The sequence below is a fragment of the Pseudomonas akapageensis genome (genome assembly GCF_011355085.1).
In the GTDB taxonomy this organism is placed as follows: Bacteria; Pseudomonadota; Gammaproteobacteria; order Pseudomonadales; family Pseudomonadaceae; genus Aquipseudomonas; species Aquipseudomonas akapageensis.
Map to the genome: position 1 here is coordinate 200,658 of NZ_VXCP01000017.1, position 14,128 is coordinate 214,785.

The 14,128-nt window shown below is 62.5% G+C and carries 12 protein-coding genes; 10 read left to right on the top strand and 2 right to left on the bottom strand.

Annotated elements, in window-relative coordinates; all coding sequences use genetic code 11:
* Positions 1-11 precede the first annotated feature (11 nt).
* Complete coding sequence (locus F2S13_RS14425) at positions 12-2,048, top strand: NADPH-dependent 2,4-dienoyl-CoA reductase (protein WP_166361876.1); 2,037 nt, start codon at positions 12-14, stop codon at positions 2,046-2,048.
* 81 nt (positions 2,049-2,129) lie between these two features.
* Positions 2,130-3,062, top strand: a complete 933-nt coding sequence (locus tag F2S13_RS14430; RefSeq protein ID WP_166361878.1) for a pyridoxal-phosphate dependent enzyme — start codon at positions 2,130-2,132, stop codon at positions 3,060-3,062.
* A 104-nt stretch (positions 3,063-3,166) separates the two neighbouring features.
* On the opposite strand, the gene F2S13_RS14435 is transcribed toward F2S13_RS14430, so the two are convergent.
* Positions 3,167-3,712 carry a cytochrome b gene (locus F2S13_RS14435; RefSeq protein WP_166361880.1) on the bottom strand — a complete coding sequence of 182 codons (546 nt, stop codon included), beginning with the start codon at positions 3,710-3,712 and terminating at the stop codon, positions 3,167-3,169.
* A gap of 118 nt (positions 3,713-3,830) precedes the next feature.
* Between F2S13_RS14435 and F2S13_RS14440 the strand changes: the two genes are divergently transcribed.
* The gene (locus F2S13_RS14440) at positions 3,831-5,114 is read left to right on the top strand and encodes an arsenical efflux pump membrane protein ArsB (protein ID WP_166361882.1); all 1,284 of its coding nucleotides are present in this window, start codon (positions 3,831-3,833) and stop codon (positions 5,112-5,114) included.
* On the opposite strand, the gene F2S13_RS14445 is transcribed toward F2S13_RS14440, so the two are convergent.
* Entirely contained in the window at positions 5,115-6,065 is a 951-nt protein-coding gene (locus F2S13_RS14445; RefSeq protein WP_166361884.1) for a DUF1853 family protein, read from the bottom strand.
* A 139-nt stretch (positions 6,066-6,204) separates the two neighbouring features.
* Between F2S13_RS14445 and F2S13_RS14450 the strand changes: the two genes are divergently transcribed.
* From F2S13_RS14450 to F2S13_RS14480, 7 genes are all read left to right on the top strand, one after another.
* Positions 6,205-7,095, top strand: coding sequence for an NAD(+) kinase (locus F2S13_RS14450; RefSeq protein WP_166361886.1), 891 nt, complete (start codon positions 6,205-6,207; stop codon positions 7,093-7,095).
* The gene (locus F2S13_RS14455) at positions 7,092-8,066 is read left to right on the top strand and encodes a metallophosphoesterase (protein WP_166361888.1); all 975 of its coding nucleotides are present in this window, start codon (positions 7,092-7,094) and stop codon (positions 8,064-8,066) included. Before F2S13_RS14450 ends, F2S13_RS14455 begins: the two co-directional genes overlap by 4 nt.
* Positions 8,063-8,938 (top strand): rhomboid family intramembrane serine protease, encoded by an 876-nt coding sequence (locus F2S13_RS14460; RefSeq protein WP_166361890.1) that lies wholly within the window; start codon positions 8,063-8,065, stop codon positions 8,936-8,938. The genes F2S13_RS14455 and F2S13_RS14460 overlap by 4 nt, the downstream gene beginning before the upstream one ends.
* A 12-nt stretch (positions 8,939-8,950) precedes the next feature.
* Complete coding sequence (locus tag F2S13_RS14465; protein WP_166361892.1) at positions 8,951-9,211, top strand: YeaC family protein; 261 nt, start codon at positions 8,951-8,953, stop codon at positions 9,209-9,211.
* Entirely contained in the window at positions 9,208-10,038 is an 831-nt protein-coding gene (locus F2S13_RS14470; protein ID WP_178119013.1) for a DUF2797 domain-containing protein, read from the top strand. Before F2S13_RS14465 ends, F2S13_RS14470 begins: the two co-directional genes overlap by 4 nt.
* A gap of 12 nt (positions 10,039-10,050) precedes the next feature.
* Positions 10,051-12,708: an aminopeptidase N gene (pepN, locus tag F2S13_RS14475; protein WP_166361896.1), complete on the top strand. Its 2,658-nt coding sequence runs from the start codon at positions 10,051-10,053 to the stop codon at positions 12,706-12,708.
* A gap of 330 nt (positions 12,709-13,038) precedes the next feature.
* The gene (locus tag F2S13_RS14480) at positions 13,039-14,118 is read left to right on the top strand and encodes a WD40/YVTN/BNR-like repeat-containing protein (protein ID WP_166361898.1); all 1,080 of its coding nucleotides are present in this window, start codon (positions 13,039-13,041) and stop codon (positions 14,116-14,118) included.
* Positions 14,119-14,128: the final 10 nt, after the last annotated feature.

Here is a 14,128-nt window from a genome sequence, read left to right on the forward strand (position 1 = left end):
TGGAGTCCTTTATGGCCGCTGCTCACTACCCGCACCTGATGTCCCCGCTGGATCTGGGTTTCACCACGTTGCGCAACCGTACCTTGATGGGCTCCATGCACACCGGCCTTGAAGAAAAGCCCGGTGGCTTCGAGCGCATGGCCGCCTACTTTGCCGAGCGTGCCCGTGGTGGCGTCGGCCTGATGGTGACCGGCGGCATCGGCCCGAACGAAGAGGGTGGGGTGTATGCCGGAGCGGCCAAACTGTCGACGCTCGAAGAAGCGCAGAAACACAGCATCGTCACCCGTGCCGTACACGAGGCCGGCGGCAAGATCTGCATGCAGATCCTCCACGCAGGTCGTTATGCCTACAACCCCAAACAAGTTGCGCCGAGCGCCATCCAGGCGCCGATCAACCCGTTCAAGCCCAACGAGCTGGACGAGGAAGGCATCGAGAAGCAGATCCAGGACTTCGTCAATTGCTCGGTACTGGCCCAGACCGCCGAGTACGACGGCGTCGAGATCATGGGGTCCGAAGGTTACTTCATCAACCAGTTCCTCGCCGCGCACACCAACCATCGTACCGACCGCTGGGGGGGCAGCTACGAGAACCGCATGCGCCTGCCGGTCGAAATCGTACGACGGGTACGCGAGGCGGTCGGGCCGAATTTCATCATCATCTTCCGTTTGTCCATGCTTGACCTGGTCGAGGGCGGCAGCACCTGGGAAGAGATCGTGCAACTGGCCAAGGCTGTGGAGCAGGCCGGGGCGACCTTGATCAATACCGGCATCGGCTGGCACGAGGCGCGGATTCCGACCATCGCTACCAAGGTGCCGCGTGCCGCGTTCGCCAAGGTCACGGCCAAGCTGCGCGGCTCGGTGAGCATTCCGCTGATTACCACCAACCGTATCAACACCCCGGAAGTGGCCGAACAGATCCTCGCCGAAGGCGATGCGGACATGGTCTCGATGGCGCGGCCATTCCTGGCCGATCCGGAGTTCGTGAACAAGGCGGCAGCCGGACGTGGCGACGAAATCAACACCTGCATCGGCTGCAACCAGGCCTGCCTGGACCACACCTTTGGCGGCAAGCTGACCACCTGTCTGGTCAATCCGCGTGCCTGCCACGAGACCGAGCTCAACTACCTGCCGGTGCAACAGATCAAGAAGATCGCGGTGGTGGGGGCCGGCCCGGCGGGCCTCTCGGCTGCCACGGTGGCAGCTGAGCGGGGCCACGAAGTGACCCTGTTCGATTCGGCCAGCGAGATCGGCGGCCAGTTCAATGTCGCCAAGCGCGTGCCGGGCAAGGAAGAGTTCTACGAGACGCTGCGTTATTTCAAACGCAAGCTGCAGACCACGAATGTCGAGTTGTGCCTGAACACTCGGGTGGATGTCGAACAACTGGTCAATGGCGGCTTCGACGAGATCATCCTCGCCACCGGCATTGCCCCGCGCTTGCCTGCGATTCCCGGCATCGAACATGAGAAGGTACTGGGTTACCTCGACGTGTTGCTTGAGCGTAAGTCGGTCGGCCAGAAGGTCGCGGTGATCGGCGCAGGTGGCATTGGCTTTGACGTGTCCGAATTCCTCGTGCACCAGGGTGTGGCCACCAGCCAGGATCGCGATGCGTTCTGGAAGGAGTGGGGCATCGACACTGACCTTGAGGCCCGTGGCGGTGTTGCGGGTGTCACGCCAGCGCCGCACGCACCGGCGCGTCAGGTGTTTCTGCTGCAGCGCAAGAAATCCAAGGTCGGCGACGGGTTGGGCAAGACCACTGGCTGGATTCATCGCACGGGCCTGAAGAGCAAGCGCGTGCAGATGCTCAACAGCGTCGAATACCTGAAAATCGATGACAGCGGGCTGCACATTCGCATCGGTGAAGGCGAACCGCAGGTGCTGCCTGTGGATAACGTCATCATCTGCGCTGGCCAGGACCCGCTGCGCGAGTTGCAGGATGGCTTGCTCGCAGCCGGGCAGTCGGTGCATCTGATCGGTGGGGCGGATGTTGCCGCCGAGCTCGATGCCAAGCGTGCGATCAACCAGGGCTCGCGTCTGGCTGCCCAGCTGTAATGATCGATCCGCGGCGGCGCCCCCATGGGGGCGTCGCTGCGCTGTTAGACTGTGCGTTTCCGTTCGCGCAAGAAAACCACAGTGTCCTTTTCCCTTCTCGAATCCTTCGACTGTCTTCCCTCTGCGCCCTTGCAGCGGCTTTCGCTCGGTTGGCTTGAACGAGCCGGAGTCGAGGTGGCGGTGCTGCGCCTGGATCGAATCGACCCGCTGATCAGCGGCAACAAATGGTTCAAGTTGCTCGAACATCTGCGCCTTGCCCAGCACAGCGGTGCAGCCGGCATCATCAGCCTGGGCGGTGCTCACTCCAATCATTTGCATGCCTTGGCGGCGGCCGGCCAGCGTTTCGGTTTCGCCACCGCCGGCCTGTTGCGCGGGCATGCCCAGGAAAACCCGACCGTGCGCGACCTGCAAGCCTTCGGCATGCAGTTGCACTGGCTCGGCTACGGTGGTTATCGGGAGCGGCATCAACCTGGCTTCTGGCTGCCCTGGCTGGAGCGCTATCCCGGCTGGCACGCTGTGCCGGAGGGTGGCGGTGGACCGCTGGGCGCCCAGGGTTGCTTGTTGATCCTCGAGCAGGCACGCAGCCAATTGGCGGCGCTTGGTTGGGCTGATTACGACGCTTGGTGGCTGGCGGCGGGCACCGGCACCACATTGGCCGGGCTGGTGCTGGCCGAACAAGGTGCGCACAAGGTGTATGGCGCCGTTGCAGTACCGGGTGATCATGGGGTTGCCGGCAATGTCGAGGCGCTGGTGCCGTCGGGGAATGCCGTTTATGAGTTGATCGATGCCAGCCGGGGTGGCTTTGCCAAGGCGGATGCGGGTTTGTTGGCGTTTATGCGGGCAAGCGAGGCGGAGTCTGGGGTGCCTTTGGAGCCGGTGTATACGGGCAAGGCGTTGATGGCGTTGCGTGAGCGGGTCGAGGCGGGCGCTTTCGAGCGGGGTTCACGGTTGATCTTTGTGCATACGGGCGGGTTGCAAGGCGATGATCGCCATGCGGTCAGTCGCCTCCTGTAAAGACATGCTCCTCGTTCCCACGCTCTGCGTGGGAATGCAGAGTCTGACGCTCCAGCGTCACTTTGCTGCGCGTCTGCGGATGCATTCCCACGCGGAGCGACCGCTCAGCGCTTGGGCAATATCCGCAACAGCGAGTTATCGCGCACCACGTAATGATGATAAAGCCCGGCAATTGCATGCAGCCCGATCAACCAGTAACCGATGGTGCCACCCAGCGCATGCCAGCCCTCGATCTCTTCGGCCAGGTCATCGTTCGCCCCGATCAGCGGTGGCAATTCGAACCCGTAGAAGGGCACGGGCTTGTCGGCTGCGCTGAGGATCATCCAGCCAGCGATCGGCATGCCGATCATCAAGGCATACAGGCCCCAGTGCATCAAATGCGCCAGCAGCATCTGCCAGCCCGAAGGCTTGGGCTCGATACGTGGCGTGGGGCCGAACAGGCGCAGAGCCAGGCGCAGCCAGACCAGCACGAACACGGTCAGGCCGAGCATGAAATGCATGTCCTTGATCAAGGCCCGGCCCGGGCTGTCCTTGGGGAAGATGCCCCTGAACTCGATACAGGCGTAGGTCACTGCGATCAACAGCAGCATCAGCCAGTGCAAGCTGATCGAGAGGCTTCCATAGCGCTCCTCGGTGTTCTTCCAACTCATCGTCCATTTCTCCCAGACTTGCGATCTTGTGTGTCGCCGTGCTCCTACTTTAACCAATAAAAAGCGCAAGCCCGTTGATCTGTCGCTAGAATCCGCCTTTTTTTCGAGGCATCTACCCGTGCTGATGGCATCCATGATCTTTCTGCTGACCATTACCCTGGTCATCTGGCAGCCAAAAGGCCTGAACGTGGGCTGGAGCGCGACACTGGGCGCGGTGCTGGCATTGCTCACGGGTGTGGTCCAGCTCAGCGATATCCCCCTGGTGTGGCATATCATCTGGAATGCCACCGGTACCTTCATCGCCCTGATCATCATCAGCCTGCTGCTCGACGAGGCCGGCTTTTTCGCCTGGGCAGCCCTGCATGTCGCACGCTGGGGGCGTGGCAGCGGGCGCCGGTTGTTCGCCTATATTGTGCTGCTCGGCGCGCTGGTTTCAGCGCTGTTCGCCAACGACGGCGCGGCGTTGATTCTTACGCCCATTGTGGTCGCGATGTTGCTGGCCCTGCGCTTCTCGCCGGCGGTGACGCTGGCGTTCGTCATGGCCGCGGGCTTTATCGCCGACACGGCCAGCCTGCCGTTGATCGTGTCGAACCTGGTGAATATCGTCTCGGCCGACTTTTTCGGCATCGGCTTCAATCGCTATGCGGCAGTCATGGTGCCGGTCAACCTTGTCAGCGTGGCAGCCACGCTGGGCATTCTGCTGTGGTTCTTCAGGCGTGACATACCGGAGCAGTACAACCCTGCACAGCTTGAACCACCGCGCGATGCCGTGCGCGATCCGGCAACCTTCGTTGCCGGCTGGTTGGTGCTGTTGATCCTGCTGCTCGGCTGTTTCGCGCTGGAGCCGCTGGGCATTCCGGTCAGTGCCATTGCCGCGGTCTGTGCGGCAGTGCTGCTGGTCATCGCCGGTCGGGGGCACAAGATCTCGACGCGCAAAGTGCTCAAGGAGGCGCCCTGGCACATCGTGATTTTCTCGCTGGGGATGTACCTGGTGGTCTACGGCTTGCGCAATGCCGGCCTGACCGCCAATCTCGCCCTGCTGCTCGACCGCTTCGCCGGGCAGGGCGTCTGGGGGGCGGCCATGGGTACCGGGATCCTGACGGCCTTGCTGTCTTCGATCATGAACAACCTGCCCACGGTGCTGATCGGGGCGCTGTCGATCGATGCCAGTCAGGCCACGGGCGTGGTCAAGGAGGCAATGATCTATGCCAATGTGATCGGCAGTGACCTGGGGCCGAAAATCACGCCGATTGGCAGCCTGGCCACCTTGCTCTGGTTGCACGTGCTCGAGCGCAGGAACATCCACATCGGTTGGGGGTATTACTTCAAGGTCGGCATCGTGCTGACGGTACCGGTGTTGCTGGTGACATTGGCAGCACTGGCGCTGCGTTTGTCGCTCTGATCAGGCCGTACCAGGGACGTTCGGCCACAGGTCCGAAACCAGGAACAGTCGCTCGGCTTCTTCCCAGTCACCCTCGGCATTTTCGCTCAAGCGCACCAGCAGTTGCGCCGGGGCCAAGGGATCGAGGGCTGCAAGCCATTGCTCCAGGCGTTCGGGTGTCCAGGTTTGCTCGAGCGGGTAATGCGCCGGTGCCAGCCAGGCATGGCGGGGCAGCAACTGCCAGCGCCCGGGCAGGCTTTGGGCATGGAAGGCCGGCCAATCGCGCTGATGCAGCCAGCGACCCTTGAGGTGCTGCGGGTTGGCGCCTTGGGGGGAATCGGCATGGCCGGGCCAGGGGTAGAGCAGATAGCCGCCCAACCACAACTGTGCGCTGAACTGGCCGATATCCAGTGCCGCCAGCACCTCGCGGCTTTCGCTGCGAGCCGAGATCGGCAGCTGATGGTCGGCCAGGTGCGCCAGCTTGCGGTCCAGGCGGTCATGGCAGCCGGGGCCGAGCCAGTGGGCCGGGTCCAGGCCGTCGCCGTTCTGCGGCCCGAGGTAGAGCTTGATTGCCAGTTCCAGATGATGCACGCCGTCGCGGTCGCGCAGCAGGATGTCCAGCTCGCCGAGGGTATGCCCATCCTTGCGGATCGGCAGGTTGGCGGCGATCAGCTCCACCCCCGGGGCCTGTTTCAGGGCGAATTGCCACAACCGCTCGTAATACAGCCCCAGGCGGCGGGTCGCGCCCTGGGACAGCCAGTCCAGCAGGTCGCTGCTGTCTTCATCCAGTTGCAACAGCCACTGCGCCAGCTGCGTCGGCTGGTCGACCCAGTCGCTGCCACTCAAGGGATGACGCTGGGTCCAGGGGGTGACGCTGAGCATCGGTGGGGCAAGAATCACCCACGCCAGATCGCGCACATGGGGTTGGCGGAGTTGGCGGGGCAGGTCGGTCAGGCTGGGAAACAGGCTCATGCTGCGAGCATAGCCCCTTGTGCGCGGGCATTCAGCATTTTGTCCCGGGTTTGCCGCTACCCGGCGCTTTCCCCCATAATCTACTTCTTTGGCTGGCGTATCACGCCTATGCGCCTGGCCCAGACCCAGCGGGAGCCCCATGGAGCAATTTCGCAATATCGGTATCATCGGCCGTCTCGGCAGCTCCCAGGTGCTCGACACCATTCGCCGCCTGAAGAGGTTCCTGCTGGAACGACACCTGCACGTGATCCTCGAGGACACCATCGCCGAAGTGCTGCCCGGCCACGGCCTGCAGACGTCTTCGCGCAAAATGCTCGGTGAGGTCTGCGACCTGGTCATCGTCGTTGGTGGTGACGGCAGCCTGCTGGGCGCTGCCCGTGCGCTGGCCCGCCACAACACGCCGGTGCTGGGTATCAACCGCGGCAGCCTGGGCTTTCTGACCGATATCCGCCCCGACGAACTGGAGGTCAAGGTCGCCGAGGTGCTCGACGGCCATTACCTGGTGGAGAATCGCTTCCTGCTCCAGGCCGAAGTGCGCCGGCACGGTGAGGCCATCGGCCAGGGCGATGCGCTCAACGACGTGGTGCTGCACCCCGGCAAATCGACGCGAATGATCGAATTCGAGCTGTACATCGACGGCCAGTTCGTCTGTAGCCAGAAGGCCGACGGCCTGATCGTCGCCACGCCGACCGGTTCCACCGCCTATGCGCTGTCGGCCGGCGGCCCGATCATGCACCCCAAGCTCGATGCCATCGTCATCGTGCCGATGTATCCACATACCTTGTCGGGCCGGCCGATCGTGGTCGACGGCAACAGCGAGCTGAAGATAGTGGTATCCAAGGACATGCAGATCTACCCGCAAGTCTCCTGCGATGGCCAGAATCATTTCACCTGCGCGCCGGGCGATACCATCACGATCAACAAGAAACCGCAGAAGCTGCGCCTGATCCATCCGCTGGACCACAATTACTATGAGGTCTGTCGTACCAAGCTTGGCTGGGGTAGCCGATTGGGCGGTGGAGGCGAGTGATGCTCGATCCCGCGCGTAGCTACGACCTGATCGGTGACGTGCACGGTTGCGCCCATACCCTTGAGCATTTGCTCGACATGCTCGGTTATCGCCGCCAGGGTGGTGTCTGGCGGCACCCGCAACGCATGGCGCTGTTTCTGGGCGATATCATCGATCGCGGCCCACGGATTCGCGAAGCCTTGCACATCGTCCATGACATGGTCGAAGCCGGCCAGGCACGTTGCATCATGGGCAACCATGAGTTCAATGCCCTGGGCTGGAGCACGGCGGCGCCCCCTGAAAGCGGCAAGCAGTATGTGCGCGAGCACACACCGCGGCATGCTCGCCTGATCGAGGCCACGCTGACCCAGTTCGACCAGCACCCGGGCGACTGGCATGACTTTCTCGGATGGTTTTACGAACTGCCGCTGTTCCTCGATGCCGGTCGCTTCCGCCTGGTGCATGCCTGCTGGGATGGCGGCTTGATCGATTCGTTGCGCGCCCACCATGCCAACGGCTGCATCGACCAACACTTCCTCCAGGCCGCCGCCGTGCCGGGCAGTTTTGCTTGTACGGTGTTCGACCGCTTGCTGCGCGGCACCGACATGCGCCTGCCGGACGGCCTTACGCTGACCGGCGGCGACGGCCTGACGCGGGCCTTCTTTCGCACCAAATTCTGGGAAGAAGACCCGCAAACCTATGGAGATATCGTGTTCCAGCCCGACGCCTTGCCCGAGCAGGTTGCCCGTACGCCGCTGAGCGCCAGTCAGAAGAACGCACTGCTGCGTTATGGCCTCGACGAACCGATGCTGTTCGTCGGCCATTATTGGCGCAGCGGCAAGCCGGCGCCGATCCGACCCAACCTGGCCTGCCTGGACTACAGTGCGGTGCTCTACGGGAAACTGGTCGCCTACCGGCTCGATGAGGAAACCCGGCTCGATCCGCGCAAGTTCGTCTGGGTCGATGTGGAACGTCCGGAGGTCTTGCAATGAGCCCGGTGCCAGTATTTCGCCTGCCCTTGAATATCGACCTGAGCGGCTTCGTCGGCTTGTTGCGCCGCCTGCAGGTGCCGCACCGGGTCAGCGAGGAGGGCGGTGATCAGGTGCTGTGGGTGGCCAACGAACAGCTGGCTGAAGATATCCGCCAGCTCTATCAGCGCTTTCCCCAGGGCGATATCGACAACGAACTGGCGGACTTGCCCGTGCGCGAGCAACGCAGCCGGCCAGGCTTCGTTGCACAGATGCGCAGCAGCCCCATCACCACGGGCGTGCTGCTGTTGTGCCTGGTCGTCGCGGGGCTGACCTGGCTCGGCGACAATCTCCAGACCCTGCATTGGCTGACCTTCCTCGATTTCCGCGTAGGGGGTGAATACATCTATTTCACTCCGCTGGCCGAGAGCCTGGCCGCCGGCCAATGGTGGCGCCTGGTGTCGCCGATGCTGGTGCACTTCGGCATCCTCCACCTGGCCATGAATGCCATGTGGTACTGGGAGCTGGGCCGCCGCGTCGAGTTGCGCCAGGGGGGCTGGTCGATGCTGGGCCTGACCCTGGTCATGAGCCTGGTTTCCAATTACGCCCAGTACCTGTTCGGCGGGCCCAGCCTGTTTGGTGGCCTGTCCGGCGTGCTTTATGGCCTGCTGGGGCATATCTGGATCTATCAATGGCTGGCGCCTGATCCGGTGTTCCAGATGCCCCGAGGGGTACTGGTGATGATGCTGGTCTGGCTGGTGCTGTGCATGTCCGGCCTGATCAGCATGCTCGGCTTCGGCGAGATCGCCAACGCGGCGCATGTCGGCGGGTTGTTGGTCGGTTGCTTGACGGGCCTCTTGGGTGGGGCTCTGGCGCGGCGTAAACTGACCGCCTAATTTGGAGAAGTTATGTCCTCTTTTGCTGAAATGATCGAAAACATCACCCCTGACATCTACCAGAGCCTGAAACTGGCGGTGGAGATCGGCAAGTGGCCCGATGGCCGCAAGCTCACCGCCGAGCAGCGCGAACTCTCGCTGCAGGCCATGATCGCCTGGGAAATGCAGCACCTGCCCGAGGATCAGCGCACCGGTTACATGGGCCCGCAGGAGTGCAGCTCCAAGTCGGCACCGGTGCCCAATATCCTGTTCAAGTCGGATGCCGTCCATTGATCGAGATTGGTCGCGGTACCCTCAGCAAAATGTCGGCGCGTCTTGACGGGCCTGTGGTGCAGTACGGTTTTCGCCTGGGCGACAGCGAGGTGCCGGTCAATCCATTGATCGGCAAGACCCTGCGCCTGGAGTACCTGGGCGCGATTCACTGCATCCATTGCGGGCGCAAGACCAAGACCAGCTTCAGCCAGGGCTATTGCTACCCCTGCATGAGCAAGCTGGCCCAGTGCGATGTGTGCATCATGAGCCCGGAAAAGTGTCACTACGACGCCGGCACCTGTCGCGAGCCGGGGTGGGGCGAGCAGTTCTGCATGACCGACCATGTGGTGTATCTGGCCAATTCGTCGGGGATCAAGGTGGGCATCACCCGGGCCACGCAATTGCCGACCCGCTGGCTCGATCAGGGCGCCAGCCAGGCCCTGCCGATCATGCGTGTGGCGACCCGGCAACAGTCGGGGCTGGTCGAAGACCTGTTCCGTTCCCAGGTTGCCGACCGCACCAACTGGCGCGCGCTGCTCAAGGGCGATGCCGAATCGGTGGATCTGCCGGCGGTGCGTGAGCAGCTCTTCTCGACCTGCGCCGATGGCCTTGTCGAGTTGCAGGCGCGCTTTGGCCTGCAAGCCATCCAGCCCGTGCACGATGTCGACCCGATCGAGATCCGCTATCCGGTTCAGGAATATCCGGGCAAGATCGTCAGTTTCAATCTGGACAAGAACCCGGTGGCCGAGGGCACGTTGTTGGGGATCAAGGGCCAGTACCTGATCTTCGATACCGGTGTGATCAATATCCGCAAGTACACGGCCTACCAGCTCGCCGTGCATCAGTAGAAGGACTTCAGCATGCGTACAGAACAGCCGCAAGTGATTTACCTCAAGGACTATCAGGCGCCTGAGTACCTGATCGACGAGACGCACCTGACCTTCGAATTGTTCGATGACCACACCCTGGTCCACGCGCAACTGGTCATGCGCCGTAATCCGGCGCGTGGCCCGGGGTTGCCGCCACTGGTGCTCGACGGTCAGCAACTGGAACTGCTGTCGCTCGCCATGGGCGACCAGGTGCTTGAGGCCGGTCAGTATCAGTTGAGCGACGATCACCTGACCCTGCAGCCCACCGCGGCACAGTTCACTGTCGACACCAGCGTGCGCATCCACCCGGAAACCAACACCGCGCTCGAAGGCCTGTACAAGTCCAGCGGCATGTTCTGCACCCAATGCGAAGCCGAGGGCTTTCGCAAGATCACCTATTACCTCGATCGCCCGGACGTGATGAGCCGCTTCACCACCACGCTCAGCGCGGACAAGAACAGCTACCCGGTGCTGCTCTCCAACGGCAACCCGATTGCCAGCGGGCCGGACGAAGGCGGGCGGCACTGGGCGACCTGGGAAGACCCGTTCATGAAACCGGCCTACCTGTTCGCCCTGGTGGCCGGCGACCTGTGGTGCGTGGAAGACGCGTTCACCACGATGTCCCAGCGTGAAGTGACCCTGCGCATCTATGTCGAGCCGGAAAACATCGACAAGTGCCAGCACGCCATGAACAGCCTGAAGAAGTCCATGCGCTGGGACGAAGAGGTCTACGGCCGCGAATACGACCTGGACATCTTCATGATCGTTGCGGTCAACGACTTCAACATGGGGGCCATGGAGAACAAGGGCCTCAATATCTTCAACTCCAGCTGCGTGCTGGCCCGCGCCGAGACGGCCACCGATGCGGCGCACCAGCGTGTCGAAGCGGTGGTCGCCCACGAGTATTTCCACAACTGGTCGGGCAACCGCGTGACCTGTCGCGACTGGTTCCAGCTGTCGCTCAAGGAAGGTTTCACGGTGTTCCGCGATGCCGAATTCTCCGCCGACGTGAACTCGCGCACGGTCAAGCGCATCGAAGACGTGGCTTATCTGCGCACCCACCAGTTCGCCGAAGATGCCGGCCCCATGGCCCATGCGGTACGCCCGGACAGCTTCATCGAGATTTCCAACTTCTACACCCTGACCGTCTACGAGAAGGGTTCGGAAGTGGTGCGCATGATTCGCACCCTGCTCGGTGCCGAGGGTTTCCGCAAGGGCAGCGACCTGTACTTCGAGCGCCATGACGGCCAGGCCGTGACCTGCGATGACTTCATCAAGGCCATGGAAGACGCCAACGGCGTCGACCTGACCCAGTTCAAGCGCTGGTACAGCCAGGCCGGCACGCCCCGTCTGGTCGTCAGCGAGCACTACGACAGCACAGCGAAGACCTACAGCCTGACGTTCCAACAGAGCTGCCCGGCGACCCCGGACAAGGTCGAGAAAAAGCCGTTCGTGATCCCGGTGGAAGTGGGCTTGCTCGACGGCCAGGGCAACGAACTGGCCCTGCGTCTTGTGAGTGAAACCGCCACCGCCGGCACCACTCGCGTGCTATCGGTGACCGAAGCCGAGCAGACCTTCACTTTCGTCGATATCAACGAAAAGCCATTGCCTTCGTTGCTGCGCGGCTTCAGTGCGCCGGTCAAGCTGAGCTTCCCTTACGATCGCGATCAGTTGATGTTCCTGATGCAACACGACAGCGATGGCTTCAATCGCTGGGAAGCGGGCCAGCAACTGTCGGTACAGGTGCTGCAGGAGTTGATCGGGCAGTACCAGCAAGGTGCTCAACTGGTCCTCGACCAGCGTCTGGTCAAGGCGCTCGCCAGCGTCCTGGGCAACGAACAGCTGGACCAGGCCATGGTCGCCGAAATGCTTTCGCTGCCCAGCGAAGCCTACCTCACCGAAATCAGCGAAGTGGCCGATGTCGATGCCATCCACGCCGCGCGCGAGTTTGCCCGCATGCAGCTGGCCGATTCGCTGTTCGATGCGCTGTGGAAGCGCTACCAGGCCAATCGCGACATCTCGAAGCAGACCGCCTACGTGGCCGAAGCCGAGCACTTTGCCCGGCGCAGCCTGCAGAACATTGTGTTGTCCTACCTGATGCTCAGCACCAGGCCCGAAGTGCTGGCCGCGACCCTGGAGCAGTTCGACGGCTGTGACAACATGACCGAGCGCTTGACGGCGATGGCGGTGCTGGTCAACTCGCCGTACTCCGATGAGAAGGCCAAGGCCCTGGCGAGCTTCGCCGATCACTTCAAGGACAATCCCCTGGTCATGGATCAGTGGTTCAGCGTGCAGGCAGCCAGTACCTTGCCGGGTGGCCTGCAGCGCGTTCAGGAATTGATGAAGCATCCTGCCTTCAACCTGAAAAACCCGAACAAGGTCCGCGCCTTGATCGGTGCCTTCGCCGGGCAGAACCTGATCAATTTCCATGCTGCCGATGGTACGGGCTATCGCTTCCTCGCCGACCTGGTCATCGAGCTCAATGCCTTCAACCCGCAGATCGCCTCGCGGCAACTGGCGCCTTTGACCCGCTGGCGTAAATACGACAGCGCCCGTCAGGCACTGATGCGCGCTGAACTGGAGCGCATCCTGGCCTCCGGTGAGCTGTCCAGCGATGTGTTCGAGGTGGTGAGCAAGAGTCTCGCGTGAGACGGATGCTTGTGAGAAAAAGGCCCGAAAGGGCCTTTTTTTATTGGCCTGGTTGATGGGCTGGTATTCATCCGGGCGCAATGGTCGGGTTGAAAAATGGCCCCAGCACCGCCGCAGCCCTTTATCCAGTGCGTCTTGGCAAAAGGCCACTGCGCGCTCTTAACAAATCATAACGTCGTATTCGTTGTTTTCCGTTTGCAAAGCCCGATAGGATTGGGGTAACTACCGAGGGGCTCTAGATTGCCGCTTCCAGCCAAAGCAGGCGGAAGTCGGAGCAATCCAGGCGCAACCTGCGGCTATACCCAAATAACAATAATCGGGGACAAGTCTATGAGTGAGCCTGTGATGGCTGGCACTGGGCCCGTAATCCAGATGGGGGCAAAGCGCCCGTCGGCATTTCACAGAGGCGTCTTGCGTACTGCTGCGTTGTCGTTGATCGGTGTGCTTTCGGCCACCGCCATCGTACTGCCGGTGCACGCAGCGCAGAGCGCTGATGCCGTTTATTCCATTCAATCGACCAAGGCGCAACACGGGCTGATGCTCGATGTGGCGCAAGCCGGCGCACGCCTGGTTGCCGTGGGCGATCGTGGTCACATCCTCTATTCCGACGACCAGGGTCAGAGTTGGACCCAGGCCAAGGTGCCGACCCGGCAATTGCTGACGGCGGTGTACTTCGTCGATGCCAGCCATGGCTGGGCGGTCGGGCACGACGCGCAGATCCTCGTCAGCAGCGATGCCGGCGCCACCTGGACCAAGCAATACGAAGACCTCAAACGCGAAGCCCCGTTGCTCGATGTCTGGTTCAAGGACGTCAGCAGCGGTTATGCCGTGGGCGCCTATGGCGCGTTGCTGGCAACCACCGATGGCGGCAAGCATTGGGAAGATGTCAGCGACCGCATCGACAACGAAGACCAGTATCACTTCAACGGCATTGCCGCAGTGAAAGACGCCGGTCTGTTCATTGTCGGCGAGCAGGGCAGCATGTTCCGCTCCGCCGACTGGGGCCAGACCTGGGAACGCGTTGACGGGCCCTACGAGGGGTCGCTGTTCGGTGTGGTCGGCACGGCCCAGGCTTCGACGTTGTTGGCCTATGGCCTGCGCGGCAACCTGTACCGCTCCAGCGACTTCGGCAGCACCTGGGAAAAGGTAGAGCTCAAGGGGGCCCGCGGCTCGCTCGAATTCGGCCTGTCCGGCGCCACGTTGCTAAAGGACGGTTCGCTGGTCCTGGTCGGCAACGGCGGCAGTGTGCTGCGCAGCAGCGACGATGGCCGCAGCTTCCGCGTTTACAACCGTCCGGACCGCATCTCGCTGGCCGGGGTTGCGGCAAAAGACGGTGACGAGTTGATCCTGGTCGGACAGGGGGGCGTGCGTGTTGCGGCGGCCACCGGCGCCGAAAGGAGCCAGCAATGACAGGTCCGGA

Bases quoted from the DNA above. Each gene is read 5' to 3' on its own strand.
- F2S13_RS14425 (WP_166361876.1), top strand. From the start codon at position 12: ATGGCCGCTGCTCACTACCCGCACCTGATGTCCCCGCTGGATCTGGGT.
- F2S13_RS14435 (WP_166361880.1), bottom strand. From the start codon at position 3,712: ATGAGTTGGAAGAACACCGAGGAGCGCTATGGAAGCCTCTCGATCAGC.
- F2S13_RS14445 (WP_166361884.1), bottom strand. From the start codon at position 6,065: ATGAGCCTGTTTCCCAGCCTGACCGACCTGCCCCGCCAACTCCGCCAA.
- F2S13_RS14450 (WP_166361886.1), top strand. From the start codon at position 6,205: ATGGAGCAATTTCGCAATATCGGTATCATCGGCCGTCTCGGCAGCTCC.
- F2S13_RS14460 (WP_166361890.1), top strand. From the start codon at position 8,063: ATGAGCCCGGTGCCAGTATTTCGCCTGCCCTTGAATATCGACCTGAGC.
- F2S13_RS14465 (WP_166361892.1), top strand. From the start codon at position 8,951: ATGTCCTCTTTTGCTGAAATGATCGAAAACATCACCCCTGACATCTAC.
- pepN (WP_166361896.1), top strand. From the start codon at position 10,051: ATGCGTACAGAACAGCCGCAAGTGATTTACCTCAAGGACTATCAGGCG.
- F2S13_RS14480 (WP_166361898.1), top strand. From the start codon at position 13,039: ATGAGTGAGCCTGTGATGGCTGGCACTGGGCCCGTAATCCAGATGGGG.